This is a genomic window from Allobosea sp. NPDC055353, from assembly GCF_053644975.1.
In genome coordinates this window covers 97,689-124,289 of sequence record NZ_JBSHMC010000001.1, presented here as the reverse complement: position 1 = coordinate 124,289, position 26,601 = coordinate 97,689, and the positions used below count along the sequence as shown (strand labels likewise).

Sequence of the window (26,601 nt, the reverse complement as noted above, 5' to 3'; positions counted from 1 at the left end):
GCTGCCATGCCCGCCGCCTTCGCGATCAGCCCCGTCCTCGCCCTGATCGATGTACCCCGCCGGATTGTCCTGACCGGGCTGCCGACGGGCGTGGAGGTGACCATCGCCGCGGAAACCCCGCGCGACGGCCATCTCTGGCGCGCGGAGGCGGTGTTCGCGGCCAAGGCCGACGGCAGCGTCGACCTCGAACGCGATGCGCCCTTGCGCGGTGACTACGAGGGCGCGGCGGGTATGGGGCTGACCTGGGCGCAGACCGGCAATGGGGAGCTCTTCCCCGCGGACCTGTCCCGCCCGCTCGAAACCACGCTCATCGCCAAAATCGGCGGTGAGACCGTCGCAACCGGATGCTTCAGCCAGACACTGATGGCGGACGGCGTGACGCGGCACCCGCTCGCCGAGGATGGGCTCGTCGGGACGCTGTTCCTGCCGTCCGGCGCTGGCCCGCATCCGGCGATCATGATCCTGAACGGCTCGGGCGGCGGCATCAACGAGCCGCGCGCGGCGCTCTGGGCCTCGCGCGGCGTGGCTGCGCTGGCGCTCGGCTATTTCGGCGCGCCCGGCCTGCCGAAATATATCTCCAACACGCCGCTTGAGTATTTTGCCCGTGGCCTCGACTGGCTGCGTGCCCGCGTGCGGCCGAAGAACGACTTTGTCGCCGTCGCCGGGCAGTCGCGCGGCGGCGAGCTCGCGCTCCTGCTCGGCGCCACCTTCCCCGACAAGGTCTCGGCGGTGCTGGGCTATGTGCCGAGCGCCTTCGTGCATGGCGGGCAGGCCGCCGCCGATCCGGCTGCGGACCTCGGCCGCGACGGTCCCTGCTGGACTTTGAATGGCAAGCCGCTCGACCACCAATGGCAGGACAACGCCACGGCGAGCTGGAAGCCCTATGACGAGGCGACGGATATGCGCCGCAATGCCGACGCGATGCGGACCGCGCTCGCCCACCCCGTCGCCATGGCCCGTGCCCGCATCCCGGTGGAACGCATCGCCGGGCCGGTCCTCCTCATCTCGGGCGGCGACGACGGAGCCTGGCCTTCCGATCTCTATTCGCTGATCGTGCAGGCGAGTCTGCTCGCGGCCGGGCATCCGCACGAAGTCATCTGGAAGAACTGGCCGGCAGCCGGCCATTCCATCCTGTTTCCTCATACGCCCGCGACGCGCATCGCCCATCGCCACCCGGTCAGAGGCATCGCCACGACGATGGGCGGCACGCCGGCCGCCAATGCCGAGGCCAATGCCGGCGCCTGGGAAGCGGCTCTCGCCTTCGTCAGGCGCCATGGTGGGCAAGCCGGCTGACAGTCACCCCACAGCACGAGCGAACCTGTGGACCACCCATCGGCGGGCCACGGCCTCTTGTGCGGGGAAGAATTTTCACGTCATGTCCCGCTGACGCCATGCCGGCGCAGCACCACTGCGGTGCCGGCTCAACATGACCTCGGCTGGCCGGATCGCGAATGGTTTCTGTAGCGCTGAAGACGGTTTCGAAGAGCTGGGGCGGCGCGGCCGCCGTCGATGCGATCAGCTTCACCGTCGAAGGCGGCAATCTCGTCGCGCTGCTCGGCCCATCCGGCTGCGGCAAGTCGACGACGCTGCGGCTCATCGCCGGGCTCGAAGAGACCAGCGGCGGCACGATCGCGATCGGCGGGCGCGACGTCACCCATGCCTCGCCCTCGCAGCGCGGCATCGCCATGGTCTTCCAGAACTACGCGCTGTTCCCGCATCTGAGCGTCGCCGAGAACATCCTGTTCGGGCTCAAGGTGCGCAAGGTCGGGCGTGCCGAGCGCGACGAGCGCCTCGCCCGCGCCGCCTCGATCCTGGGCCTCTCCGCCCTGCTGGAGCGCAAGCCCTCGCAGCTTTCCGGCGGCCAGCAGCAACGCGTCGCGCTCGGCCGCGCCATCGTCGCCGAAGCGCCGGTCTGCCTGATGGACGAGCCGCTTTCGAACCTCGACGCCCAGTTGCGCGTGGAGATGCGCCGCGAGATCCGCGAATTGCAGCAGCGGCTCGGCATGACCATGGTCTATGTCACGCATGATCAGGTCGAGGCGATGACCATGGCCGACCAGGTCGTGCTGATGCGCAACGGCCGGATCGAGCAGGATGCCCCACCGGACATGCTCTACGAGAACCCCGCGACGATCTTCGCGGCCCGCTTCGTTGGCACGCCGCCGATGAACGTTCTGCCGCTCACCACGGTGCAGGCGCGGGGCGGTGTGGCGACCCCGCCCGACGACCTGGACCCCGCCGGACTCGCGGTTGGCATCCGCCCGGAGATGGTCGAGATCACCGAGCGCGGCATGGCCGCCGATGTCGTCGCGGTCGAATATCTCGGCTCCGACACGCTGCTCGAAACCCGCGTCGACGGGCATTCCTTCATCGTCAAGCGGCCCGGCAAGGTGCGGGCCACAGCCGGCGAAGCGGTCTACATCACGTTGTCACAATCGGCGCTGCACTGGTTCGACCAGGCGTCGGAACGGAAGGTGGTTCGCAACTGAACCGGCCGGAGCGTCGGACGAGCGGACCATCCCAACAAGGGAGAGAGGACATTATGGACAGGCGTGAATTTCTTGGCGGCACGGCCGCCCTTGCGGGCGCGATCGCTCTTCCCGGCATCGCCCGGGCGCAGGGCGCGGAACTCTCGCTCTTCTATCCGGTCGCGGTCGGCGGCCCGATCACCAAGCTGATCGACACCTACGCGGCCGACTTCGAGAAGGACAACCCGTCCATCAAGCTGAAGCCGATCTATGCCGGCACCTATCAGGAAACCATCGTCAAGGCGCTGACCGCGCATAAGAGCGGCACGCCGCCGGTGCTCTCGGTGCTGCTCTCGACCGACATGTTCACGCTGATCGACGAAGAGGCGATCGTGCCCTTCGACGACTTCATCAAGACCGACGAGGACAAGAAGTGGCTTGCCGGCTTCTATCCCGGCTTCATGGAGAACAGCCAGACCGGCGGCAAGACCTGGGGCATTCCGTTCCAGCGCTCGACCGTGGTGCTCTACTGGAACAAGGAGCTGTTCAAGGAAGCGGGCCTCGACCCCGAGAAGCCGCCGAAGACCTGGGCCGAGCAGCTCGAATTCGCGCAGAAGCTGACCAAGCGCGACGCCTCCGGCAACACCACGCAATGGGGCATCCAGATCCCCTCCTCCGGCTTCCCCTACTGGCTGTTCCAGGGCCTCACGACCCAGGCCGGCGCGATCCTCGCCAACAGCGCGGGTGACAAGACCGATTATGCCAATCCGGGTGTGGTCGAGGCGCTGCAGTACTGGGTCGACCTCGCGCAGAAGCACAAGGTCCATCCGCCCGGCATCGTCGAATGGGGCACCACGCCGCGCGACTTCTTCGAGAAGAAGGTCGCGATGATGTGGACCACCACCGGCAACCTCACCAATGTCCGCGCCAACGCCAAGTTCCCCTTCGGCGTCGCGGTTCTGCCGGCCGGCAAGAAGCCCGGCAGCCCCACCGGCGGCGGCAATTTCTACCTCTCCAAGAAGGCGACCAAGGCCGAGCAGGAAGCCGCCTTCAAGTTCGTGCGCTGGATCACTACGCCCGAGCGCGCCGCGCAGTGGAGCATCAATACCGGCTATGTCGGGGTGACGCCGGCGGCCTACGAGACCGAGGCGATGAAGAAATACGTCGCCGACTTCCCGCCGGCGATCGTCGCGCGCGACCAGCTCTCGAGCGCGGTGGCCGAGCTCTCGACCCATGAGAACCAGCGCGTCACCAAGGCGCTGAACGACGGGTTGCAGGCGGCGCTGACCGGCACCAAGACGCCGCAGAAGGCGATGGAGGACGCACAGGCCGAGGCCGAGCGCATCCTCAAGGCCTACCGGTAAGCCTTCCTGATGCGGTCAAACCGTCATTGCGAGGAGCGAAGCGACGAAGCAATCCAGGGGCGGCAGAGCGCTACGTCCCCCTGGATTGCTTCGCTTCGCTCGCAATGACGGGGGGTTGAATCGATGACGAACCGCGCGACCGCGACGCTCCATGGCTGGCTGCTCCTGCTGCCGGCCATGGCGTGCCTGGCCCTGTTCACGCATTGGCCCGCGGTCGCGAGCTTCATCGAGAGCTTCCATTCGACCCCGAAGGCGCGCCGCCCGGCGCGCTTCATCGGGCTCGAGAACTACCAGCAGATGCTTGCCGATCCGATCTTCTGGAAGGCGATGAGCAACAATCTCTGGTTCGCGCTCGGCACGATCCCGACCTCGATCGCGCTGGCGCTGCTGATGGCGGTCTGGGTCAACGACAAGATCGCCGGGCGCACGCTCGTCCGCATGGCCTTCTTCACGCCGACGATCCTGCCGATGATCGCGGTCGCCAATATCTGGCTGTTCTTCTACACGCCGCAATACGGGCTGCTGGAGCAGATCACCGGCCTGTTCGGGGCGCGCTCGACCAACTGGCTGGGCTCGCAGGACACCGCGCTCTACGCCATCACCGTCGTCGCGATCTGGAAGGAAGCCGGCTTCTTCATGATCTTCTACCTCGCGGCGCTGCAGGCGATCCCGCCCAGCCTCGGCGAGGCTGCGGCAATCGAGGGTGCCTCGCGCTGGACCTTCTTCCGGCGCATCCAGTTCCCGCTGCTGATGCCGACGACGCTGTTCGTGCTGATCAATGCCGTGATCAATGCCTTCCGCATGGTCGACCATGTCTTCGTGATGACGCGCGGCGGCCCGGACAACGCGACGACGCTCTTGCTCTTCTACATCTATCAGGTCGGCTTCGGCTTCTGGGACACGGCCTATGCGGCGACGCTGACCTGCGTGCTGCTGGCGCTGCTCGCGCTCGTCGCCTTCGTCCAGTACGGCTGGCTTGAACGCAGGACGCATTATCAATGAGCGCCGCGCCCCACCCCGCTCCGACGGCAGCGCGCGCCGACCCTTACGCGCCCAAGGGCCTCGCGCTCACGCTGGAATCGACCGGCGCGATCCTGCTCGCTTTGCTCTGGGTGCTGCCGCTGGCCTATGCCGTCTGGGCAGCGTTCCACCCGGCCGAATACACCACGCGCTTCGTGCTGACCGCGCCATTGACGCTCGACAATTTCACCCGCGCCTGGGCGGCAGCGCCCTTCGCTCGCTATTTCCTCAATACCTTCATCCTCGTCACGCTGATCCTCGCCTTCCAGATCGTGCTGGGGACGCTCGCCGCCTATGCCTTAGCGCGGCAGGATTTCTGGGGCCGCGACGTCGCTTTCGTGCTGATCCTGGCGCAGCTCATGATCATGCCGGACGCGCTGATCGTCGAGAACTACCGCACGCTCGCCAAGCTCAACCTGATCGACACGATCCCGGCGATCGCCCTGCCCTATATCGCCTCGGCCTTCGGCATCTTCCTGCTGCGGCAGACCTTCAAGACCGTGCCGAAGGAGCTCGACGACGCCGCCCGCGTCGAGGGCGCGAGCCCGCTGCAGGTGCTGATGAAGGTCTATGTGCCGCTGGCGAAACCGACCTATGTCGCCTATGGTCTCGTCTCGGTCAGCTACCACTGGAACAACTTCCTCTGGCCGCTGCTCGTCACCAACTCGGTCGAGTCGCGCCCGCTGACGGTCGGCCTCCAAGTGTTCTCCTCTGCCGATCAGGGCATCGACTGGGCGGTGATCTGCGCGGCGACGCTGATGACCTCGGCGCCGTTGCTCGTCGGCTTCCTGCTGTTCCAGCGCCAGTTCGTGCAGAGCTTCATGCGCGCCGGCATCAAGTAACGGCATTCCGATGAAGCTGATCACCTGGAACATCCAGTGGGCCCGCGGCGTCGACGACGAGGTCGATCCGCGCCGCATCATCGACCACGCCCGGCAGATGGCGGATTTCGACGTGCTCTGCCTGCAGGAGGTCGCGGCGAATTTCCCCGACCTTGACGGCAATGACCGCACCGACCAGTTCGCGCTGTTCAGCGAACTCCTGCCGGGCTTCACCGCGATCGAGGCCATCGGCGTCGATGTTCCGGACGGCGCCGGCGGACGCAAGCGCTTCGGCAACCTCGTCCTGTCGCGGCTGCCAGTGGCGCAGGCGCTGCGCCATGTCCTGCCCTGGGAGGCGGCGGCAACGCGCAACATGCCGCGCGTTCTGGTCGAGGCGATGGTCGAGACGCCCTTCGGCCCGATCCGGGTGATGACCACCCATCTGGAATATTCCTCGCCTGTGCTGCGCGCCGCCCAGGTCGAGGGCATCCGGCAGATCCACCGCATGGCCGCGGCGCGGCAGACGACGCCACGCCAGCCCGGCCCTCACACCTATGCGCCGACGCCGAATGCGGCGAGCGCGATCCTGACCGGCGACTTCAACATGCGGCCCGACGATGCCGGGCTGGCGCAACTGCTCGCGCCGTTCGAGGGCGGCGTGCCGCCGCTGGTCGATCTCTGGCCGGTGTTGAAGGGCGAGGCCCCGCACCCGCCCTCCGCCTTCATCTGCGACCAGACCTACGGGCCGCCGGGCTGTCTCGACTTCGTGCTGGCGACGCCGGACCTCGCCGATCGGGCGCGCGCGATCACCTACGACATCGAGACGCGGGCCTCGGACCACCAGCCGATCCTCGTCGAATTCGACCTCGGATGATCTTCACCCGGCAGGACCACGAGCGGCTCGACGCCATCCTGCGCGAGGCGGCGCGGCGCGAGGTGATGCCGCGTTTCCGCCGGTTGGCTGATAGCGATATCCGCGCCAAGCAGAACCCGGTCGATCTCGTCACGGAAGCCGACGAGGCAGCCGAGCGCTTCATCTGTGCCGCGTTGGCCAAGGCCTTTCCGGGCGCCGCGCTGATCGGCGAGGAAGGTGTCACGAAAGATCCCTCGCTCCTCGAAGAGCTGGCGCAAGCCGATCTCGCCTTCGTCATCGACCCGATCGACGGCACGTTGAACTACGCCAGCGACCTCTCGCTCTTCGCCGTCATGGCCGCGGTCGTCATCCGAGGCGAGATCGCCGCCGCCGTGATCCATGATCCGACGGCCGATGACAGCGCCATGGCGCTGCGCGGCGAAGGAGCCTGGATGGACTCCGCAGACGGTACGAGCCGCGACCTGCGCGTCGCACCAGCCGTCGCAACCCGGCAGATGAATGGCATGGCGAGCTGGCAGTATTTTCGCGAGCCGCTGCGCAGCACGCTTCCCGGCCGTTTCCCGGCCTTCCTCGAAGTCGGCTCGCTGCGCTGCTGCGGGCAGGAATACCGGCTGGCGGCTGCGGGGCGCCTGCAGTTCCTGCTCTATGGCGTGCTCAACCCGTGGGACCACGCGCCGGGCGTGCTGCTCTACAGCGAGGCCGGCGGCCATGCGCGCCTGCTCGATGGCCGGCCCTATGCGCCGACCGGGCGCCCTGCTGGGTTGCTCTGCGCGCCCGACGAAGCGAGCTGGCGCGAGATCAGGTCGATCCTGCTGGATTGAGCGGCGAAGCCGCTACTCTCCACCTTTGCCCTAACCTCATCGTCATCCCGGACAAGCCGCGAAGCGGCGCCGATCCGGGATCCATTCCGGAGCGCTTCCGGCAAAGGTTCAGGCATGGATCCCGGGTCTGCGCTTCGCTTCGCCCAGGATGACAGCCCTTCTCTGGGACGCTCAGTCCTCGTCGTCGCGCTGACGCGGACCTTCCCCGAGGATTTCGCGCTTTCCGGCGTGGTTTGCGGGTCCGACGATGCCCTCGTTCTCCATGCGCTCCATGATGGATGCGGCGCGGTTGTAACCGATCTGGAGGCGGCGCTGGATATAGGAGGTCGAGGCCTTCTTGTCCCTCAGCACGACCGCGACCGCCTGCTCGTAGGGGTCGTCGCTCTCGACCGAACCCATGCCGGTCTTGTCGAAGACGGCACCATCCTCGTCCTCGCCGCCCTCGTCCTCCTCGGAGGTGACGGCGTCGAGATATTGCGGCCGGCCTTGCGTCTTGAGATGCGCGACGACCTTCTCGACCTCGGCGTCCGAGACGAAGGGGCCGTGGACACGGGTGATGCGCCCGCCGCCGGCCATGTAGAGCATGTCGCCCTGGCCGAGCAGCTGCTCGGCGCCCATCTCGCCCAGGATCGTGCGGCTATCGATCTTCGAGGTGACCTGGAAGGAGATCCGGGTCGGGAAGTTCGCCTTGATCGTGCCGGTGATGACGTCGACCGAGGGGCGCTGCGTCGCGAGGACCACGTGGATGCCGGCGGCGCGCGCCATCTGGGCGAGGCGCTGGATCGTGCCCTCGATCTCCTTGCCGGCGACCATCATCAGGTCGGCCATCTCGTCGACGATGACGACGATATAGGGCAGAGGCTCGAGGTCCATGACCTCCTCCTCGTAGATCGCTTCGCCCGAATGCTTGTCGAAGCCGGTCTGGACGGTGCGGGTGATGACCTCTCCGGCCGCGGCCGCCTCCGCAACCCGTGCATTGAAGCCGTCGATGTTGCGCACCGAGAGCTTCGACATCTTCTTGTAGCGCTCTTCCATCTCGCGCACCGCCCATTTCAGGGCGACGACCGCCTTCTTGGGATCGGTGACGACGGGGGTGAGCAGATGCGGGATGCCGTCATAGACGGAGAGTTCGAGCATCTTGGGATCGACCATGATCAGGCGGCACTCCTCCGGCTTCAGCCGGTAGAGGATCGAGAGGATCATGGTGTTGATGGCGACCGACTTGCCCGAGCCGGTGGTGCCGGCGACGAGCAGGTGAGGCATGCGGGCGAGATCGGCGATCACCGGCTCGCCGCCGATGGTCTTGCCGAGGCAGAGCGCGAGCTTGTGCTTGGTCGCCTCGAAATCCTGGCTGGCGAGGAGTTCGCGCAGGAAGACGGTCTCGCGCCGGGTGTTCGGCAGTTCGATGCCGATCGCGTTCTTGCCCTGCACCACCGCAACACGCGCCGACACCGCACTCATCGAACGCGCGATGTCGTCGGCCAGGGAAATCACCCGGGAACTCTTGATGCCGGGGGCCGGCTCCAGTTCGTACAAGGTGACGACCGGGCCGGGACAGGCCTGGACGATCTCGCCCCGGATATTGAAATCCTCGAGCACGCCTTCGAGCAGGCCGGCATTCTGCTGGAGCATCTCGACCGGCATGGTCTCGGCCTGCGCCTGCGGCGGCTCGGCCAGGAACTCGATCGGGGGCAGCTGGAAGCCCGCATCCTGCACGACCGGCAATTCGACGAGGCGGAGCTTTGCCCTGAACGGGGTCACCTTGGCGGGCTGGGCCACAGATTCAGGGCGCGCAGGTTCCGGTTGGGCTGGCTGGGGCTGAACCGGTTTGGATGGAACAGGCTTGGGCTCGACCGCAGGCCGCGTGCTGCGCGCCAGCGGCACGCCGGGCTTCGCTACAGGCACAGTTTCTTCCGGGGCCGGAGCCTCGTCCGCGACCGCAACCGTTTCCACGGCCGGGGCCTGCCAGGAGGGCGTCGCGATCTGGAAGCTCACCTGATAGCTCTGCCCCCAGCCGAAGCCGGACCAGGCGGGCGCAACCACCGGAGCAGTTACCGCGATCGGCGGCGCTTCGCGCTTCGCGACCCGCGGCTCTTCGTCGAAGGCGATGACCGGGGCATGGGCCAGCGCTTCCGCCGCCATCGGTGGAGAGGCGGGCTCGAAGGAGAACTCGGCGTCGTCGCGCTCGGCCTCGGGCACGCATTCCCAGAAGGCATGATCCGAGATGAAATCGAGTGGCGTCGCGACGTCCTGCTCCGGGACGACACCGATCTCCGCAGGAGCCTCGAACGCCATCTCGTCGGTGAAGGCGTTCTCGCCCTCGTTGAACGTCAGCTCGACGGAGACCGTTTCATCAGATGCCGGTTCGGGCGCCGTCTCGGTGCCGGGCGCTCCCCAGACCTGCCGGATCAGATGATCCGGCGTGCGCCAGAAGCGGACACGGCTCTCGCCCGGAGCGGGAGCATTCGGGGGCATGGCGATGTCGAGGGCCTGACCCAGAACCGGGGAAGCGGCCAGCTCCTGCTCGGCCTGCGTCAGCTTGCGCTGGACGTCAGCAGAGCGCGAGGGCCTGACATAGGTCGGCCAGAGGCTGGAGGATGATCCCCCCTGCCGAATCGACTCTGCCACAGGGGCTTCCGGCGTCGCGGACGACGCACCCTCCTGTGGCTGAACGAAGCGATTATCCTCGGGAACGACGGCGTTCGCGCGGCGGTGACGGTCCAGTTTATGCATGGGCTTAGGCGAACACTACGCTTCGTTAACCTGAGCCCCAGTGCTAGCCCGGCAGGGTTAAGAGACCGTTCAGATCGAGCACGCAGGGGCCGGCAGGATCAGCACGGCGACGGCGATCATCAGCGCCCTGGCCCTGAGAACCGCGCCATCTCGTATCGCGCGCGGCAGCCCTCAGGCCGCGACGGCGCTCATCCGCGCAGCGTTCATCACGCGCACGCCACCGGGGACGATCAGGATTGTCTTTTCGCGGGCGAGGCGGGTGAAGGTGCGGCTCACCGTTTCGATGGTCAGGCCGAGGAAATCGGCGATGTCCTGCCGGGTCATCGGCAGCGGCACCGTGACCGACGGCTTGCCGAGGCGCGCCCAGCGCTGCTGCATGCCGAGCAGGAAACAGATCAGCTTCTCCTCGGCGGTGCGCCGGCCCAGCAGCAGCATCTGTTCATGGGCGAGCGTCAGCTCATGCGTCGCGAACTCGTGCAGTCGCTTGAGCAGATGCGGCTTGGCATCGACCAGCGCGGTATAGGCGCCGCGCGCGAAGGCGCAGACCGCGACATCGCCGATGGCATCGGCCGAGAAGCCGTAGGCATCGCGCATCGCAAGGCCGAGAAAATCGCCCGGCAGGGCGAAGCCGACCACCTGCCGGCGACCGTCGGAGAGCAGCTTGTAGAGGCGCACGACGCCGGCCGTGACGTTGTAGACGGAATGCGCCTCGCGGCCTTGCGTGAACAGCGTCGCGCCGGAGGCGAAATGCGTGGGATGCGCCAGGGATTCGAGCAGCGCCAGCTCGTCATCCGTCAGGGACGCACAGACGCTGACCAGGCGCACCATGCAGCTGCGGCAGCCGCCATCGCCGCAGGCCGTGGGGTGACAGTTCACGATCGCACCTTCCTGATCATCGGCAGACCATAACGCATGGGTTTGAGCCCACAAAGCGCGCTTCTGGTCGCAAGCCGCCGATTTGATCCAGATCAATGCGCCCTTGCCGAGCCGGCAATCACGGTACGCCCTCGAAATCCCGGAGAGCGTTCGTGACTGGCGATGATATCTTCGAGGTCGCGCGCATCGCGCCGGCGGGCGCCGACACGGTCTTCAGCCTCGTCGCCATGCTGCATCCGGAGGTGACGCCCGACGGCTGGGCCGAGTTCGTGCGCGACAATTCGCAGGATGGTGCCCGGCCGCGCGGGGTCTTCGCACTGCGCGACGCGCGCGCCATGCCGCATGCGGTCTTCACCTTCCGCGTCGCGCAGACAATCGCGGGCGGCACGGCACTTGAGATATCCGAACTGGCGATGCTGAGGCTGCCGGGGACCTGCCTGGTCGATGCTTTGCTGCGCTTCGCCAACCAGCTCGCCATCGAGCTCGACCTGCCGCGGATCGCGATCTCGCTGGAGCGCTCGGCCGCCTGGCCGCAGGACCATGACGCGCTCCAGCGCTCCGGCTTCCAGATCGACCGGATGATGGTGCTCGGCCGGGCGCGACTGGCGCCGACGGCCACCAATTGACCTGCCTCAACTCGAAGGCCGTCCGGATCAGCGACCGTTGGCCTTCCGCCACGCCGCGAAATCGACCTTGGTCTGCTCCTCCGTCGCCGGGTAGAGGCCGAGGATCGAGCGGCCTTTCAAGACCTCCTCGGTGACGAAATCCTCGAAGGCCGTCATCTCGACGGCCTCGGCCCCGACCTCGTCGGCGAGATGAGCGGGGATCACAATGACGCCCTCGGCATCGCCGACCACGACATCGCCCGGGAAGACTGCAACGTCGCCGCAGCCAATTGGTCCATTGATCTCGATCGCCTGATGCAGGGTCAGGTTGGTCGGGGAGGACGGGCGGTTGTGATAGGTCGGGAACGGCAATCCAGCGATTTCATAGGAGTCGCGGAAGCCGCCATCGGTAACGACACCGGCGACGCCGCGCTTCATCAGGCGCGAGACGAGGATGCCGCCGGCCGAGGCTGCGCGCGGGTCCTTGCGGCTATCGATCACCATCACCGCGCCAGGCGGGCAATCCTCGACCGCCTTGCGCTGCGGATGGGCGCGGTCCTGGAAAACGGAGAGTTGGTTCAGGTCCTCGCGCGCCGGGATGTAGCGGAGCGTGAAGGCCTCGCCGACCATGGTGCCGGCGCCGGGATTGAGCGGGCGGACATCCTGGATGAACTGGTTGCGCAGGCCGCGCTTGAACAGCGCCGTGCAGAGCGTGGCGACGGAGACCGTGCGCAGCTTCTCGCGGGTTTCCGGCTTGAGACTGGGCATGCGTTCACCTTCTCCGTCCATGGCCCCGCCGGGCGGCAGGTTCCGGAGAGGTTCCCGCGATCCGACCCGCTTTGTAAAGGCGGTGCGAGGCGCGAAATACGCAACCCCGCCCGCGCCTGTCGGGATGCCGCTTACTTGCCCCAGCGCAGCGCCAGCGGATCCAGCTCACGGGCGAGTTCGATCAGGCCCTCGCGTGTCTTCGGATGGAGCGGGGTCAGCGGATGGCGTACCGCTTCCGATTTGATGACGCCGCCTTCCTTCATCACCGCCTTGGCCGAGCGCAGGCCGCATTGCCGGTTCTCGTAATTGATGATCGGCAGGACGCGGGCATAAAGCGCCGCCGCCTGCTTGCGATCGCCGGCGGCGTGGGCGGCGAGGATCGGCTTGATCAGGTCAGGGATCATCGCGGAGGTCATCGTGCCGGTGGCGCCGGCGTCGAGATCGGCCATCAACGTGATCGCCTCCTCACCATCGAAGGGGCCGACCACGGCGTCGCCGCCGACCTCGATCAGCGCCCGCAGCTTGTTGGCCGTGCCGGGCACCTCGATCTTGAAATAGCGGACGAGCGGAACCTCCTTCGCCAGCCGGATCATGAAGGGCACGGTCATGGTCACGCCGGAGAGCGGCGCGTCCTGCAGGATGATCGGAATGCCGCAGGCCTCAGTGACCGCCTTGAAATGCTCGATCATGCCCTGCTCGTCAGCCTTGAGCAGCGCGCCGTGATAGGGCGGCATCATCATCAGCATCTTGGCGCCGGCATCCGCCGCGGCCTTGGCGCGCTGGGCGGCGATAAGGGTCGCGAAATGCGAGGTGGTGACGATGACCGGCACGCGGCCCGCGACCTGCTCCAGCGAGAGCCGCATCACCTGATCGCGCTCCTCGTCGGTGAGCAGGAACTGCTCCGAGAAATTCGCGAGGATGCAGATGCCGTCGACGCCCTGGTCGACCATCAGGTCCATGACGCGCCTGTTGCCCTCGACATCGAGGTCGCCATTCTCATGGAAGATGGTCGGCGCGATCGGCAGGATGCCCTTGTAGGGTTCGGTCATGGCGTCATCTCGTCGGTGGCGAACGGGGCGGGTTCAGACAGTGCTGGCGGCCTTGGTGCCGCGCAAGCGGCGCGCGGCGCTGCCGACGACCGGCAGCACCAGCAGGGCGAGGCCGATCGCCATCAGCGTCGAGACCAGCGGGTTCGACCAGAAGATCGAAAGCGAGCCCTGGCTGAAGATCATCGACTGGCGGAAGGCATCCTCGGCCTTGTCGCCGATGACCATGGCGAGCACCAGCGGCGCGATCGGGTAGTCGAGCTTCTTGAAGAGATAGCCGACGAGGCCGAAGACCAGCGCGAGCCAGATGTCGAATTCCTTGCTCGCGGCGGTGAAGGCACCGATGAAGCAGATCACCACGATGATCGGCCCGATGATCGAGAAGGGAATGCGCAGGATCGAGGCGAAGAGCGGCACCGTCGCCAGCACGATCACCACCGCCACGACATTGCCGAGATACATCGAGGCGATCAGGCCCCAGACGAAATCGGGCCGGTCGGTGAACAGCGTCGGGCCGGGATTGAGGCCCCAGATCATCAACCCGCCCATCATCACCGCAGCCGTCGCCGAGCCGGGGATACCCAGCGCCAGCATCGGCAACATGGCGGCGGACCCGGCGGCGTGGTCGGCCGTCTCCGGCGCGATCACGCCCTCGGGCTCGCCCTTGCCGAACTTGGCGGGGTTGCGCGAGGAGCGCTTGGCCATGGCGTAGCTCATGAAGGAGGCCGCGGTCGGCCCGCCCGGCGTGATGCCCATCCAGATGCCGATCAGCGAGGAGCGCAGCAAAGCGAGCCAGTAGCGCGGCAGCTTGGCGGCCGTGCGCAGCACGTCTCCGATACGGACTTTGGCGGCGACGCCCTCGAATTTCAGCCCCTCCTCCATGGTCAGCAGCAATTCGCCGATACCGAACAGGCCGATGACCGCGATCAGGAAGCTGACGCCGGCCAGCAGCACGTCGAACTCGAAGGTGAGGCGGACATTGCCGGAAACCGAGTCCATGCCGATGGTCGCCAAGGCGAAGCCGATCGCCATCGAGACCACCGTCTTGAACGGCGAGGCGCCGCCGAGCCCGATGAAGCTCGCGAAGGTCATGAAATAGACGGCGAAATATTCGGGCGAGGAGAAGCGCAGCGCAAAATTCGCGACCCAGCCCGAGAGCAGCGTGATCAGGATGACGCCGGCCATGGCGCCGAAGCCGGCCGAGAGAAAGGCGAAGGAGAGCGCCTCCGTCGCCTTGCCCTGCTTGGCCATCGGGTGGCCGTCGAAGGTCGTCGCGACCGATGAGGGTTCGCCGGGAATGTTGAACAGGATCGAGGTGGTCGAGCCGCCGAAGAGCGCGCCCCAGTAGAGCGAGGTCAGCAGGATGATCGCCGAGACCGGGTCCATCGAGAAGGTCAGCGGCAGCAGCAGCGAGACGCCGTTCGGCGCGCCGAGCCCCGGCAGCACGCCGACGAGCACGCCGAGCAGCACGCCCGCCATCATCAGCAGGACATGGTGCGTGGTGAGCGCGACCGAGAAGCCGTGCATCAGGTTGGCGACATTATCCATGCTGATATCCCCGCCGTCTCAGAGGCCGATGAGCGGCTCGATCGGGCCCTTGAGCAGGCCGATCTGGAAGAATTTCTCGAGCGCGAAATAGAAGAAGGCCGCCGTCACGAAAGCGGTCGCGAGGCTCTGCAGCCAGCCATAACCGCCCTGGAAGCGCATCGCGAAGACGAGATAGAGGATCGTCGCGACATACATGCCGAGCGTCGCGCTCATCACGACGAAGGCGACGAGCGGCAGCAGGAAGGACAGCACCCGCTTGCCACGCTCGGCGTCGAGAAAGGCCTCGGCAAGCGCAGCCCTGCCTACGATGCGCTGACCGAGCGTGACCGCGATCGTGCCGAGGCTTGCCACCGCGATCAGCGCCCCCGCATAGAAGGGAAAGGCGCCGGGCTGCGGACCGGACGTATCCCAGCCGATGCCGAATTCGAGCGAGCCCTTCACGATGACGAGCCCGAAGACCAGCGTCAGGATCGCGGTCCCGATCTCGGCCCAGAAGCGGGTGATCATGCGGTGGGTTCCTCCTTTCGGGAGCGGCGGGAAGGCACGGCTTTAAGGAGAAGCGGGTCATCCCGGACGGAGCGAAGCGCAGATCCGGGATCCATGCCTGAGCGGACCCGATGAAGGTTCCGGCATGGATCCCGGGTCAAGCCCGGGATGACCGCGTGTTTCCGAGGTAGATCGGCGCGCGCCGATCCCACCTTACTTCGCGACCCAGCCTTCGTTCTCGAAGACCTTCTTGTTGGCAGCCTCGTCCTTGGCGACGAAATCGGCAAGTTCCTTGCCCTTCATGAACTTGCCGGTCTGGGCGGTGCGCTTCACGAATTCCTGCCATTCCGGCGTCTTGGAGACCTTCTCCAGCAGGTCGGAATAATAGGTCACGGCATCGGCCGGGACATCGGCCGGCAGCCAGACGGTGCGCGGCATCTGGAAGGTCTCCAGCGGCAGGCCCGCCTCCTTGCAGGTCGGGATGTCGCCCCAGCCCTTGCCGTCATGGACGGGTTCGCCCTTGGCGAGGCGCACCGGCGAGAAGACGCAGAGCGGCTTGACCTGCCCGGCCTTCCACTGGCCGATATTCTCGTTGGGGTTGTTGGTGTTGGAATCGATATGGCCGCCGGCAAGCTGCACGGCCGCGGCGCTGCCGCCCTGGAACGGGATATAGATCCACTTCACCCCGGCTGCGTCCTGGATCATCGAGGTCAGGGTCTGGTCGGTGTCCTTCGACTGGCTGCCGCCCATCTTGAAGCCCATCGGCTTGGCCTTGACCGCCTCGAGATAGCTCTTGGCATCGGCATAGGGGGCATCGCCCTTGACCCAGAGCAGGAACTCGTCGAGCGCCAGCGCCGCGACCGGCGTCAGGTCCGTGAACTTGTAGCCGAGCTTGGCGACGTAAGGCAGCAGATAGGCGTTGTTGGTGCCGAAGATGACGCGGTTCGGGTCGCCCTTGGCGCTCTTGCCGTAGACATAGCCTTCGGCGCCGGAGCCGCCGCCCTTGTTCACCACGACGATCGGCTGCTCGGTGAACTTGTGCTTGGTGATGATCGACTGGATGATCCGGGCGAAATTGTCGGTGCCGCCGCCGGCGCCCGAGGTCACGACGAACTCGATCGGCTTGGTCGGCTCCCAGGCCTGGGCGGCACCGATGCCGCCGAAGGCAACCGCGCCGGCAAGCGCGGCCGAAATAGCAATAGTCTTCATGGTTTCTCTCCCTGTGAGCTGGAATTGACGGGCCGCTCTTGGCGGCGGCCTTGACGTGGACAGGCGGGGATCAGGCAGCGGCGCGGGTCTTTCCCTTGCCGTCCTGGGCCATCTTGATGGCGAGCGAGAGCGCGGCGCGCGTCGCGCCGAGATTGGCGACGCCCTTGCCGGCAATCTCATAGGCCGTGCCATGGGCCGGCGTGCAGATCGGGAAGGGGAAGCCACCGATCAGGGTGACGCCACGGTCGAAGCCGATCAGCTTCATCGCGATCTGGCCCTGGTCGTGATACATCGTCAGCACGGCGTCGAAATCGCCGTTTTTCGCGCGCAGGAACACGGTATCCGACGGGAACGGCCCCTCGACCGTGAAGCCCTTGGCCTTCGCCGCCTTCACCGCCGGCTCGATCGTCTCGATCTCGTCGCGGCCGAAATTGCCGCCATCGCCGGCATGGGGATTGATGCCGGCGACCGCGATGCGCGGCGGGTTGAAGCCGGCCGCGCGCAGATTGGCATCCGCCAGCGTCAGCGCCCGCAGGATGCGCTCCTGCGTGATGTTCCGCGCCACTTCCGAGAGCGGGATATGAGAGGTGACGCGGGCGTTCCAGAGCTTGTCGAGGATGTTGAACTCGCTCGCCGCGCCCTCGAAGCCGATGGCGTCACGCACGAAGCGGATCTCGTCGTCATAGCCGGGATAGGCGAAGCGCATCGCCGCCTTGTTGAAGGGCGTGAAGAACACCGCATCGGCCTGGCCTGACGCGGCGAATTGCAGCGCGCGGCGGAAATTCTCGGTCGCGGCCTTGCCGCCAGCGAGCGTCGCGGTGCCGCGCTTGAGATCGGCGGGATCGTGATTGGCGAGATCGACGAAGACGGGCTTGTCACCGAGCGGCAGCGCATCACCGTCCTTGACGACCTGAACCTGCGGATCGACGCCGCCATCCTTGATGCCGAGATCCAGCAGCCGCTTGTCGCCGAAGACGACATAGCGCGCGGCGCCGCGCAGATCAGCTTCCGACAGGATGCGCGCCGTCAGTTCGGGGCTGATGCCGGAAGGATCGCCCATCGCCACGGCGATCACCGGCAAGGCGTCATTCGTCCGCTCACTCATGGCCGCCACTCCGCTGCCTGTCCATTCGTCTGGCCGTTGGCTAACACAGGCAGTCCGGTCACTCAAGTATGCTGTATGCAGCATATCTCGATTGCTGTACCAAGCGGGAAGACACAGGCGCGGATTGCGCTGCTCCGGAGGAGGGCCGATGAATTTTCATGCGCATTACGCCGGGATCGCGGAGCCGGTCGAAACCTGCCTGGTCGGCAGCGGCAGCTTCGGGCGCAGCTATCTCGCGCAGTCGCGCCGGACGCGGCTGGTCAATGCGCGCATCGCTGTGGACGTCACCGCCGAAGCCGCCGCGCGCGCCTTCGTCGCCGCAGGTTTCGAGGCGGGCGAGATCGCGCTGTGCGCGACCGGCGCCGAGGCCAGGGCCGCATGGAACGCCGGCCAATGCATCGCCACGGCGAGCCTCGACGTCGTCATGGAACTGCCCTTCTCGCTTCTCGTCGAGGCCACCGGGAGCCCCGAGGCAGCCACACGGCACAGCCTCGCCGCGATCGATGCCGGCCGCCATGTCGCGCTGGTCTCGAAGGAGGCCGACAGCGTCGTCGGGCCGGGTCTGGCGCGGCTTGCCCGCGACAAGGGCGTCGTGGTGACGCCGGTCGACGGCGACCAGCCGAGCCTGCTGATCGCGCTCGCGAGCTGGGCCGAAGTCATCGGCCTCGAGATCATCGCGGCCGGCAAGTCGAGCGAATACGATTTCGTGCTGGATGCCGCGACCGGCAACGTCACCTGCAACGGCGTGACCCGCGCGCTGCCGGCGCTGCGCGAGCACTGGCTGCCGGGCTCGCGCTCGATCGTGACCAATGCAGCCGAGCGCGCCCGTATCCTCGGCGAGGCTTTCCCGCTGCGGGCCGTGCCCGATCTCTGCGAGATGACGCTCGTCGCCAATGCGCTGGACTTTTCAGCCGATGCCGCCGGTTTCCACGCGCCGCCGGCCCGCGTCCCGGAGCTCGCCGATCTCTTCGCGGAGCGCAGCGAGGGCGGGTTGATGGGCGGCACACGCCGGATCGACGTTTTCCACCATCTGCGGCTCAAGGAAGAAGCGAGCTTCGCCGGCGGCGTCTTCATCGTCGTGCGCTGCGACAATGACGAGACCTGGGAGATGCTCGCCGGCAAGGGCCATGTCGTCAGCCGCAGCGGCAGGACGGCCGCGCTCTACCTGCCGCGCCACCTGCTCGGCGTCGAGGTCGCGACCTCGATCCTCGATGCCGCCGGGCTCGGCCGCTCCGGCTATGGCGACGATTACCGCCCGCGGCAGGATCTCGTCGCCGTGGCACAGCGCGATCTCGCCGCCGGTACGGTGCTCGCGATGGGCGGGCACCATCACAGCATCGAGAATGTCGGTGCCGAGGTAAGGCCTGCGATGCCGCTGGCCGCCGAGCGCGCCGCCCCGTTCTATCTCGCCGCCGACCGGACACTCGTGCGCCCGGTCAAGGCCGGCGAGGCGATCCGCCTCGGTGATGTCGCGATTCCCGAGGATTCCGGGTTGCTGGCGATGCGCCGACGGCAGGATGCGCTGCTCGCCGCCGAGGACAGCGCGCCCGTTTGACAGCGCGAAAGCCGCATGCCGTAACGGAGAAATCGGGACCAGTGGAGCAACGATGAGCGAGACGGCGGCCGACTATATCCCGATCACGCGGCGGACCCTCCATGACGAGGTGCTGGAGCGCGTGCGCGACATGATCATCGAGGGGCGTCTCGCCCCCGGCCAGCGCATCAACGAGGGCCAGGTCGGCGCCCAGCTCGGCGTGTCGCGGACGCCATTGCGCGAGGCGATCAAGACGCTCGCCAGCGAAGGTCTCGTCGAGATCCTGCCGGCCAAGGGCGCGATCGTCCGGAAATTCTCGGCGCGCGACCTCGCCGACATCCTCGAAGTCATCAAGAGCCTGGAGCAGCTCGGCGGCCGGATCGCCTGTGCGCAGGCCAGCGACGCCACGGTCGAAGCGATCCACAAGCTGCACCGGGACATGCTGGCACTCTACGCGACGCGCGACCGGCTCGACTATTTCAAGCTCAATCAGGCGATCCACAGCGCCATCGTCGCGGCCTCCGGCAATGCCGTGCTGGCCGAGATGCACACCACGCTGCAATCGCGGATCAAGCGATTGCGCTTCGTCGGCAACGAAGGCCCGGAAAAATGGGCCGGCGCGGTCGCCGAGCACGAGGACATGATGGCGGCGCTGCTCAGGCGCGACGGCGACGCCCTGGCCGAGGCGATCGGCCGCCATATGGACACGACGCTGGTGCGGGTGCGCGAAGTCCTCTGAGAGCCTGCCCGGAACATCGGGCCTGTCCGGAACCCCTAGACTTTCGAATAAGCTTCCGACGGCAACAAAAGCTCTCTCGCGCCAGCCGGAATCCGTTCCGACACAATCGTTTACCCTCACCTTGGAGCCGGCCTTCAAGCCCTCCGAAACGGCTATCCGCGCTCTCCTTCTTTGAATAAGCTGTAGACAAGGCGGCCCGGGGACTTCCGCCCCAGGAGCTTCCGATACAACGGGGCCGTTTGCCGCCCTCGCGAGGGCGGAAAGACGTTCAAGGAGACACCCATGAAGACGATTCTGTTGGCGACGCTGTCGGCCGCCGCGCTGATGGCGGCGCAGCCGCTGATGGCCAAGACGCTGGTCTATTGCTCCGAGGGCAGCCCCGAGAATTTCGCGCCGAGCGTCAACACCACCGGCACATCCTTCGATGCGAACACCCAGATCTACGATACGATCGTCCAGTTCGAACGCGGCGGCACCAAGGTCCAGCCGGCCCTCGCCGAGAAATGGGATATCTCGCCGGATGGCCTGACCTACACCTTCCACCTGCGCAAGAACGTCAAGTGGCAATCCAACAAGAGCTTCAAGCCGACGCGCGACTTCAATGCCGACGACATCATCTTCATGATCGAACGGCAGTGGAAGGAGAACCACCCGTTCTTCAAGGTGACCAGCTCGAACCACTCGTATTTCAACGACATGGGCATGCCCAAGCTGCTGAAATCGGTCGAGAAGGTCGATGACTACACCGTCAAGTTCACGCTGAACCAGCCGGAAGCGCCGTTCCTCGCCGACCTCGCCATGCAATATGCCAGCGTGCAGTCGAAGGAATATGCCGATGCGATGCTGAAGGCGGGCACGCCCGAGAAGCTCGACCAGGACCCGATCGGCACCGGCCCGTTCTATCTGGTGCAGTACCAGAAGGACGCGATCATCCGCTACAAGGCCTTCCCGGATTATTGGGCCGGCAAGGCCAAGATCGACGACCTGATCTTCGCGATCACGCCGGACGCCTCGGTGCGCTGGGCCAAGCTGCAGAAGGGCGAATGCCATGTCATGCCCTATCCGAACCCGGCCGATCTCGACGCGATCAAGAAGGACGCCAATGTCCAGATCCTTGAGCAGCCCGGCCTGAACATCGGCTATCTCGCCTACAACACCACCAAGAAGCCGTTCGACGACGTCAAGGTGCGCCACGCCGTCAACAAGGCGATCAACAAGCAGGCGATCATCGACGCGGTCTATCTCTCCAGCGGCGTCGCGGCGATCAACCCGATCCCGCCGACCATGTGGTCCTATAACGAGACGATCAAGGACGACCCCTATGATCCGGAGGCGGCCAAGAAGGAGCTGGCCGAGGCCGGCTATCCGAACGGGCTGGAGATCGACCTCTGGGCCATGCCGGTGCAGCGCCCCTACAACCCCAACGCCAAGCGCATCGCCGAATTGATGCAGGCCGATCTCGCCAAGGTCGGCGTCAAGGCCGAGATCAAGAGCTTCGAATGGGGCGAGTACCGCAAGCGCCTGCAGGCGGGCGAGCACCAAACGGGCATGTTCGGCTGGACCGGCGACAACGGCGACCCGGACAACTTCCTGCACACGCTGCTGGGCTGCGACGCCGCCAAGAACAACGGCGGCAACGTCGCGAAGTTCTGCTACAAGCCCTTCGACGATCTGGTCGTGAAGGCGAAGACGGTCACCGACCAGGCCGAGCGCGAGAAGCTCTACCGGCAGGCGCAGGTGATCTTCAAGGAGCAGTCGCCCTGGTTCACGATTGCGCATGCGGTGCAGCTGAAGCCCGTCCGCAAGGAGGTGAAGGACTTCAAGCTCTCGCCGTTCGGCCGCCACACCTTCTACGGCGTCGACATCGGCAAGTGACCTCCCGCACCAACCGCGCCACATCGTGGCGCGGTTGGTGCTCGCCAAGTGGCGCGGCCCCGTCGGACCGCGTTCCGGGAGGTGGAGACGATGGGGCACGACGCCCCGCGCCCGATCCGCCTCTCCTGCCTGTCCCGAGAGAGATGCCCATGTCCGTTCGTGCCCGTTCTCTTGCCCTGACGCTGGGGCTGAGCGCCCTTCTGCTGCCCGCCGTCGCCAGCGCCCAGGCGCTCGTCGTCTGCTCCGAGGCCAGCCCCGATTATCTGAACCCGCAATTCAGCGGGCAGAACACCGCCTATGACGTCGCGGCACAGATCTATGAGCGGCTGACGGCGACGGAACGCGGGGGATCGCAGATCATCCCGAGCCTGGCCGAATCCTGGGTGATTTCCGAGGACGGGCTGACCTACACGTTCAAGCTGCGCAAGGGCGTGAAATGGCACGCCAACAAGAGCTTCACGCCGACGCGGGACTTCAACGCCGACGACGTGATCTTTTCGTTCGGCCGCATGTTCGACGAGAAGAATCCTTTCCACAAAGTCGGCAGCGGCAATTTCGGCTTCTTCGCCGAAATCGTGAAGCCGAGCCTGAAGGCGATCGAGAAGGTCGACGACTACACCGTCAAGCTGACCCTGACCAAGCCGAACTCGCCGCTGCTCTCGGCACTCTCGGTCGAGCCGATGTCGATCCTTTCGGCCGAGTATGCCGCGGCCATGCTGAAGGCCGGCACGCCCGAGCAGATCGATTTCGTGCCGATCGGCACCGGGCCGTTCTCGCTCACCTCCTATCAGAAGGACGCCGTGATCCGCTTCAAGGCGGTGCCCGACCACTGGACCAAGGCCGTCGGCAACCGCGATCGCATGGCGCTGGTCAACGACCTGATCTTCGTGATTACGCCGGATGCCTCGGTGCGCTTCGCCAAGGTGCGCTCGGGCGAGTGCCAGATCGCGCGCTATCCCAATCCCGGCGACCTGCCGGCGATGAAGGCGGAAGCCTCGATCAACCTGCTGCAGGGCAGCATCGCCGACCAGAGCTTCCTCGCCTTCAACCAGCAGAAGAAGCCCTTCGGCGACAAGCGCGTGCGCGAGGCGCTGGCCTATGCGACCAACATCCCCGCGATCATCGACGCGGTCTACCAGGGCACCGGCAAGATCGCCGCGGCGGCTGTGCCGCCCTCGCTCTGGTCGCATGACGCCGACCTGAAGCCGCGCCCCTATGATCCCGAGAAGGCCAAGGCGCTGCTGAAGGAAGCGGGTCTCGCCGACGGCTTCGAGACGACGCTCTGGGCCATTCCGGTGGTGCGCGCCTATATGCCGAACGGCCGCCGTGCGGCCGAGCTGATCCAGGCCGACTGGGCCAAGATCGGCGTCAAGGCGACGATCCAGACCTTCGAATGGGGCGAGTATCTCAAGCGCGGCCGGGCCGGCGACCATGAAGTCGGCATGTTCGGCTATACCTGGGATTATCCCGATCCGAGCCAGATCCTGCTTTCGGGCTGGACCTGCGAAGGCGTGAAGAGCGGGGCCAACCGCTCCCGCTGGTGCAATCAGGAAGCCTCGGACGCGCTGGCCAAGGCCAGCACCATCACCGACCAGGGCGAGCGCGCCAAGCTCTACAAGCGCTTCCAGGAACTGTTCCACCAGGATGTCGCGGGCCTGCTCTTCGCCAATGCGCAGGCGTTCACGCCGGTGCGCAAGGAAGTGAAGGACTACAAGATCCACTTCTTCGGCGGACAGCCCTTCTACGGCGTCTCCATCGCCAAGTAACCCAGCGCCCCTCTCGCCGCGGCAGCCTACGCTGCCGCGGTCGACTGCCTGCGCGCTCATGCGAGCGGCGCAGGGCCTCCCCGGAGCTCATCGCCATGCGCATCTACATTTCCGCCGACATCGAAGGCATCGCCGGCGTCGTCACCCGCGACCAGACCCTCGTGGAGGGCTTCGAATACCAGGCCGCCCGCATCTGGATGACCGACAGCGTCACCGCCGCGGCGCGGGCCGCCTATGCCAGCGGCGCCAGCGAGGTCGTCATTGCCGACAGCCACGGCAGAGGGCAGAACCTCCTGCTCGAGCGGCTGCCGCGCGAGGTCCAGCTCGTGCGGGCCCATCCGCGGCCGCTGTCGATGATGCAGGGCATCGAGGCCGGCAGCTATGACGGCGCGCTCCTCATTGGCTACCACACGGGCGCGACCAATCCCGAGGGCGTGCTGGCCCATACCTTCCGCAGCGCCTGCCTGCGCGAAGTCAGGGTCAATGGCGTCGCCGTGCCCGAGGCCGGCATCAATGCCGCCATCGCCGGGCATTTCGACGTGCCGGTCCTGCTGGTCAGCGGCGACGACGCCACCATCGCCGAGACCAGGGGCTTCCTGCCCGATATCGAGGGCGTGACGGTGAAATGGGCGCATAGCCGCCAATCCGCTCGCACGCTGATGCCGGAAGCCTCCTACGAGCTGATCGCGGAGGGCGTGAAGCGCGCCATCGCGCGGCGGGCTGCGATCAAGCCCTACCGGATCGCCGGGCCGGTCACGCTCGATGTCAACTTCCTGTTCCGGCAGCCGGTCGAGTATCTCGCGATGCTGAAGGCCGTGGAGCGCCTCGACGCCTTCACGATCCGCTATGTCGCGGACGACATTCTTGATCTCCAGCGCTTTTTGGTGTTTGCGCTGGGCTACAGCTCGACATTGCAATAAATCCAAACGACCTGTCGGCGTGAGACAATCCTTTCGCGCCGGCCAAGAACATCGGCAGAACCATGCTGCGCTTCATCTTCACCCGGCTGAGCCTGGTCGTCCCGACCTTCATCGGCATCACGCTGCTGGCCTTCTTCCTCGTCCGCCTCGTCCCCGGCGATCCGATCGAGACCATGGCTGGCGAACGCGGCATCGACGCCGCCCGCCACGCCCAGCTCCTGACCGAATACGGCCTCGACCGGCCGCTGCTCGTCCAGTACGGCAAATATATCGAGCGCGTCGTCCAGGGCGATCTCGGCAAGTCGATCGTCACCCGCGAGAACGTGCTGACCGAATTCGGCCAGCTCTTCCCGGCGACGATCGAGCTCGCGATCTGCGCCATCCTGATCGCGCTGATCGTCGGGCTCCCCGCCGGCATCATCGCAGCGGTGAAGCGAAACTCGATCTTCGACCACGGCGTGATGGGGATATCGCTGACCGGCTATTCGATGCCGATCTTCTGGTGGGGCCTGCTGCTGATCCTGCTGTTCTCGGTGCAGCTCGGCATCACGCCGGTCTCGGGCCGCATCGCGGTGCAGTATTTCATCGAGCCGGTGACCGGCTTCCTCACCATCGACAGCCTGCTGGCGGGCGATATCGATGCCTTCTGGTCGGCCTTGTCGCATCTCGTCCTGCCGGCGATCGTGCTCGGCACGGTGCCGCTCGCGGTCATCGCCCGCATGACCCGCTCGGCGATGCTGGAGGTTCTCGGCGAGGACTATATCCGCACCGCCCGCGCCAAGGGCATGGCGCCGATCCGGGTCGTGGCCATGCACGCGCTGCGCAATGCGCTGATCCCGATCGTCACCGTCATCGGCCTGCAGGTCGGCGCGCTCTTCACCGGCGCGATCCTGACCGAGACGATCTTCTCCTGGCCCGGCGTCGGCAAATGGCTGATCGAGGCGATCAGCCGGCGCGACTACCCGGTCCTGCAAGGCGGCACGCTGATGCTCGGCGTCGTGGTGATGAGCGTCAATCTCTTCGTCGACCTGCTTTACGGCCTGATCAACCCGCGCATCAGGCACGCAAGATGAATCATCATTCCCTTTTCGCTCCCGTCGGAGCCTGACCGCATGAGCCTAGAGACCCTCAACGCCCCGACTGCTGCGCCCGGCATCGCGCCGCCGCATCCGCTGCGCGAGTTCTGGACCTATTTCAGTGCCAATCGCGGCGCCGTCGCCGGCCTCGTCATCATCGTGCTGGTGCTGCTCTGCGCGCTGTTCGCGCCCCTGATCGCGCCGCATGAGCCGAACCTGACCAACAACGCAGTCTTCCTGAAGCCGCCGTTCTGGCAGGAGGGCGGCTCGCTTTCCTATCCGCTCGGCACCGATGCGATCGGCCGCGACATCCTCTCGCGCCTGCTTTTCGGCGCGCGGCTCTCGCTGGTGATCGGCATCGCGGTCGTGGCGCTCGCGATCGTCGTCGGTATCGTGCTCGGGCTGATCGCCGGCTATTTCAAGGGCATCGCCGATATCGCGATCATGCGCCTGATGGATATCCTGATGACGATGCCGAGCCTGCTGCTCGCGATCGTCATCGTCGCCATCCTCGGCCCCGGCCTGATGAACGCCATGCTCGCGGTGGCCATCGTCGTGCTGCCGCACTATGTCCGCATCACCCGCGCCGCCGTCATCGCCGAAGCTAGCAAAGACTATGTCGTCGCCGCCCAGGTCTCGGGCGCGCAGACGATACGCCTGATGTTCTCCGAGATCCTGCCGAACTGCGCCGCGCCGCTGATCGTGCAGGCGACGCTCGGCGTCTCCACCGCGATCCTCGATGCCGCCGCGCTCGGCTTCCTCGGGTTGGGCGCCCAGCCGCCGACACCGGAGTGGGGCACGATGCTCGCCGACGCGCGCGAGTTCGTGCTGCGCGCCTGGTGGGTCGTCACCTTCCCGGGCCTCGCCATCCTCATCACCGTGCTCGCCTTCAACCTTCTCGGTGACGGCCTGCGCGATGCGCTCGACCCCAAGCTGAAGCGCTGATC

At 66.4% G+C, this 26,601-nt stretch carries 23 protein-coding genes; 15 read left to right on the top strand and 8 right to left on the bottom strand.

The features are described 5' to 3' along the window. Positions 1-6: 6 nt before the first annotated feature. The 7 genes from ACWIEX_RS00525 to ACWIEX_RS00495 all read left to right on the top strand — a co-directional run bounded on the left by ACWIEX_RS00525 (position 7) and on the right by ACWIEX_RS00495 (position 7,368). Complete coding sequence (locus tag ACWIEX_RS00525; protein ID WP_454031212.1) at positions 7-1,293, top strand: acyl-CoA thioesterase/bile acid-CoA:amino acid N-acyltransferase family protein; 1,287 nt, start codon at positions 7-9, stop codon at positions 1,291-1,293. Between the two features lie 158 nt (positions 1,294-1,451). Beyond that, complete coding sequence (locus tag ACWIEX_RS00520) at positions 1,452-2,489, top strand: ABC transporter ATP-binding protein (RefSeq protein ID WP_454031211.1); 1,038 nt, start codon at positions 1,452-1,454, stop codon at positions 2,487-2,489. Between the two features lie 53 nt (positions 2,490-2,542). Beyond that, a complete protein-coding gene (locus ACWIEX_RS00515) occupies positions 2,543-3,832 on the top strand; it encodes an ABC transporter substrate-binding protein (protein ID WP_454031210.1) in 1,290 nt (429 codons plus the stop codon). Positions 3,833-3,955: 123 nt separating this feature from the next. Then, complete coding sequence (locus ACWIEX_RS00510; protein ID WP_454031209.1) at positions 3,956-4,834, top strand: carbohydrate ABC transporter permease; 879 nt, start codon at positions 3,956-3,958, stop codon at positions 4,832-4,834. Next, entirely contained in the window at positions 4,831-5,694 is an 864-nt protein-coding gene (locus tag ACWIEX_RS00505) for a carbohydrate ABC transporter permease (RefSeq protein ID WP_454031208.1), read from the top strand. The genes ACWIEX_RS00510 and ACWIEX_RS00505 overlap by 4 nt, the downstream gene beginning before the upstream one ends. Before the next feature lie 10 nt (positions 5,695-5,704). After that, positions 5,705-6,547, top strand: a complete 843-nt coding sequence (locus ACWIEX_RS00500; RefSeq protein WP_454031207.1) for an endonuclease/exonuclease/phosphatase family protein — start codon at positions 5,705-5,707, stop codon at positions 6,545-6,547. Then, complete coding sequence (locus tag ACWIEX_RS00495) at positions 6,544-7,368, top strand: inositol monophosphatase family protein (RefSeq protein WP_454031206.1); 825 nt, start codon at positions 6,544-6,546, stop codon at positions 7,366-7,368. Before ACWIEX_RS00500 ends, ACWIEX_RS00495 begins: the two co-directional genes overlap by 4 nt. A 171-nt stretch (positions 7,369-7,539) precedes the next feature. Here the strand turns inward: ACWIEX_RS00495 and ACWIEX_RS00490 are convergent, their stop codons facing one another. Both ACWIEX_RS00490 and ACWIEX_RS00485 read right to left on the bottom strand, forming a co-directional pair. After that, positions 7,540-9,996 carry a DNA translocase FtsK gene (locus tag ACWIEX_RS00490; protein WP_454031205.1) on the bottom strand — a complete coding sequence of 819 codons (2,457 nt, stop codon included), beginning with the start codon at positions 9,994-9,996 and terminating at the stop codon, positions 7,540-7,542. A gap of 276 nt (positions 9,997-10,272) precedes the next feature. After that, positions 10,273-10,929, bottom strand: a complete 657-nt coding sequence (locus tag ACWIEX_RS00485) for a helix-turn-helix domain-containing protein (protein WP_454033431.1) — start codon at positions 10,927-10,929, stop codon at positions 10,273-10,275. 200 nt (positions 10,930-11,129) lie between these two features. Here ACWIEX_RS00485 and ACWIEX_RS00480 point away from each other — a divergent pair, with 200 nt between their 5' ends. Further along, on the top strand, positions 11,130-11,603 hold the full coding sequence (locus ACWIEX_RS00480) for a hypothetical protein (protein ID WP_454031204.1): 474 nt from the start codon (positions 11,130-11,132) through the stop codon (positions 11,601-11,603). A gap of 27 nt (positions 11,604-11,630) precedes the next feature. Here the strand turns inward: ACWIEX_RS00480 and ACWIEX_RS00475 are convergent, their stop codons facing one another. From ACWIEX_RS00475 to ACWIEX_RS00450, 6 genes are all read right to left on the bottom strand, one after another. Then, a complete protein-coding gene (locus tag ACWIEX_RS00475) occupies positions 11,631-12,350 on the bottom strand; it encodes a ribonuclease activity regulator RraA (RefSeq protein ID WP_454031203.1) in 720 nt (239 codons plus the stop codon). Positions 12,351-12,481: 131 nt separating this feature from the next. Then, positions 12,482-13,399 (bottom strand): dihydrodipicolinate synthase family protein, encoded by a 918-nt coding sequence (locus tag ACWIEX_RS00470; RefSeq protein WP_454031202.1) that lies wholly within the window; start codon positions 13,397-13,399, stop codon positions 12,482-12,484. Between the two features lie 33 nt (positions 13,400-13,432). Further along, positions 13,433-14,944 carry a tripartite tricarboxylate transporter permease gene (locus tag ACWIEX_RS00465; RefSeq protein WP_454031201.1) on the bottom strand — a complete coding sequence of 504 codons (1,512 nt, stop codon included), beginning with the start codon at positions 14,942-14,944 and terminating at the stop codon, positions 13,433-13,435. An 18-nt stretch (positions 14,945-14,962) separates the two neighbouring features. After that, positions 14,963-15,451, bottom strand: coding sequence for a tripartite tricarboxylate transporter TctB family protein (locus ACWIEX_RS00460; protein ID WP_454031200.1), 489 nt, complete (start codon positions 15,449-15,451; stop codon positions 14,963-14,965). Between the two features lie 192 nt (positions 15,452-15,643). Next, complete coding sequence (locus ACWIEX_RS00455) at positions 15,644-16,639, bottom strand: Bug family tripartite tricarboxylate transporter substrate binding protein (RefSeq protein ID WP_454031199.1); 996 nt, start codon at positions 16,637-16,639, stop codon at positions 15,644-15,646. A 70-nt stretch (positions 16,640-16,709) separates the two neighbouring features. Continuing rightward, the gene (locus ACWIEX_RS00450) at positions 16,710-17,744 is read right to left on the bottom strand and encodes a 4-hydroxythreonine-4-phosphate dehydrogenase PdxA (protein WP_454031198.1); all 1,035 of its coding nucleotides are present in this window, start codon (positions 17,742-17,744) and stop codon (positions 16,710-16,712) included. A 148-nt stretch (positions 17,745-17,892) separates the two neighbouring features. Between ACWIEX_RS00450 and ACWIEX_RS00445 the strand changes: the two genes are divergently transcribed. The 7 genes from ACWIEX_RS00445 (at position 17,893) to ACWIEX_RS00415 (ending at position 26,599) form a co-directional block, all read left to right on the top strand. Further along, positions 17,893-19,299 carry an NAD(P)H-dependent oxidoreductase gene (locus ACWIEX_RS00445; protein ID WP_454031197.1) on the top strand — a complete coding sequence of 469 codons (1,407 nt, stop codon included), beginning with the start codon at positions 17,893-17,895 and terminating at the stop codon, positions 19,297-19,299. A gap of 52 nt (positions 19,300-19,351) precedes the next feature. Next, complete coding sequence (locus tag ACWIEX_RS00440; RefSeq protein ID WP_454031196.1) at positions 19,352-20,017, top strand: GntR family transcriptional regulator; 666 nt, start codon at positions 19,352-19,354, stop codon at positions 20,015-20,017. A gap of 282 nt (positions 20,018-20,299) precedes the next feature. After that, positions 20,300-21,892, top strand: a complete 1,593-nt coding sequence (locus tag ACWIEX_RS00435; RefSeq protein ID WP_454031195.1) for an ABC transporter substrate-binding protein — start codon at positions 20,300-20,302, stop codon at positions 21,890-21,892. A 149-nt stretch (positions 21,893-22,041) separates the two neighbouring features. Beyond that, entirely contained in the window at positions 22,042-23,658 is a 1,617-nt protein-coding gene (locus tag ACWIEX_RS00430; RefSeq protein ID WP_454031194.1) for an ABC transporter substrate-binding protein, read from the top strand. A gap of 95 nt (positions 23,659-23,753) precedes the next feature. Beyond that, a complete protein-coding gene (locus tag ACWIEX_RS00425) occupies positions 23,754-24,578 on the top strand; it encodes a M55 family metallopeptidase (protein WP_454031193.1) in 825 nt (274 codons plus the stop codon). Positions 24,579-24,640: 62 nt separating this feature from the next. After that, a complete protein-coding gene (locus ACWIEX_RS00420; RefSeq protein WP_454031192.1) occupies positions 24,641-25,651 on the top strand; it encodes an ABC transporter permease subunit in 1,011 nt (336 codons plus the stop codon). Positions 25,652-25,690: 39 nt separating this feature from the next. After that, a complete protein-coding gene (locus tag ACWIEX_RS00415) occupies positions 25,691-26,599 on the top strand; it encodes an ABC transporter permease subunit (protein ID WP_454031191.1) in 909 nt (302 codons plus the stop codon). Positions 26,600-26,601: the final 2 nt, after the last annotated feature.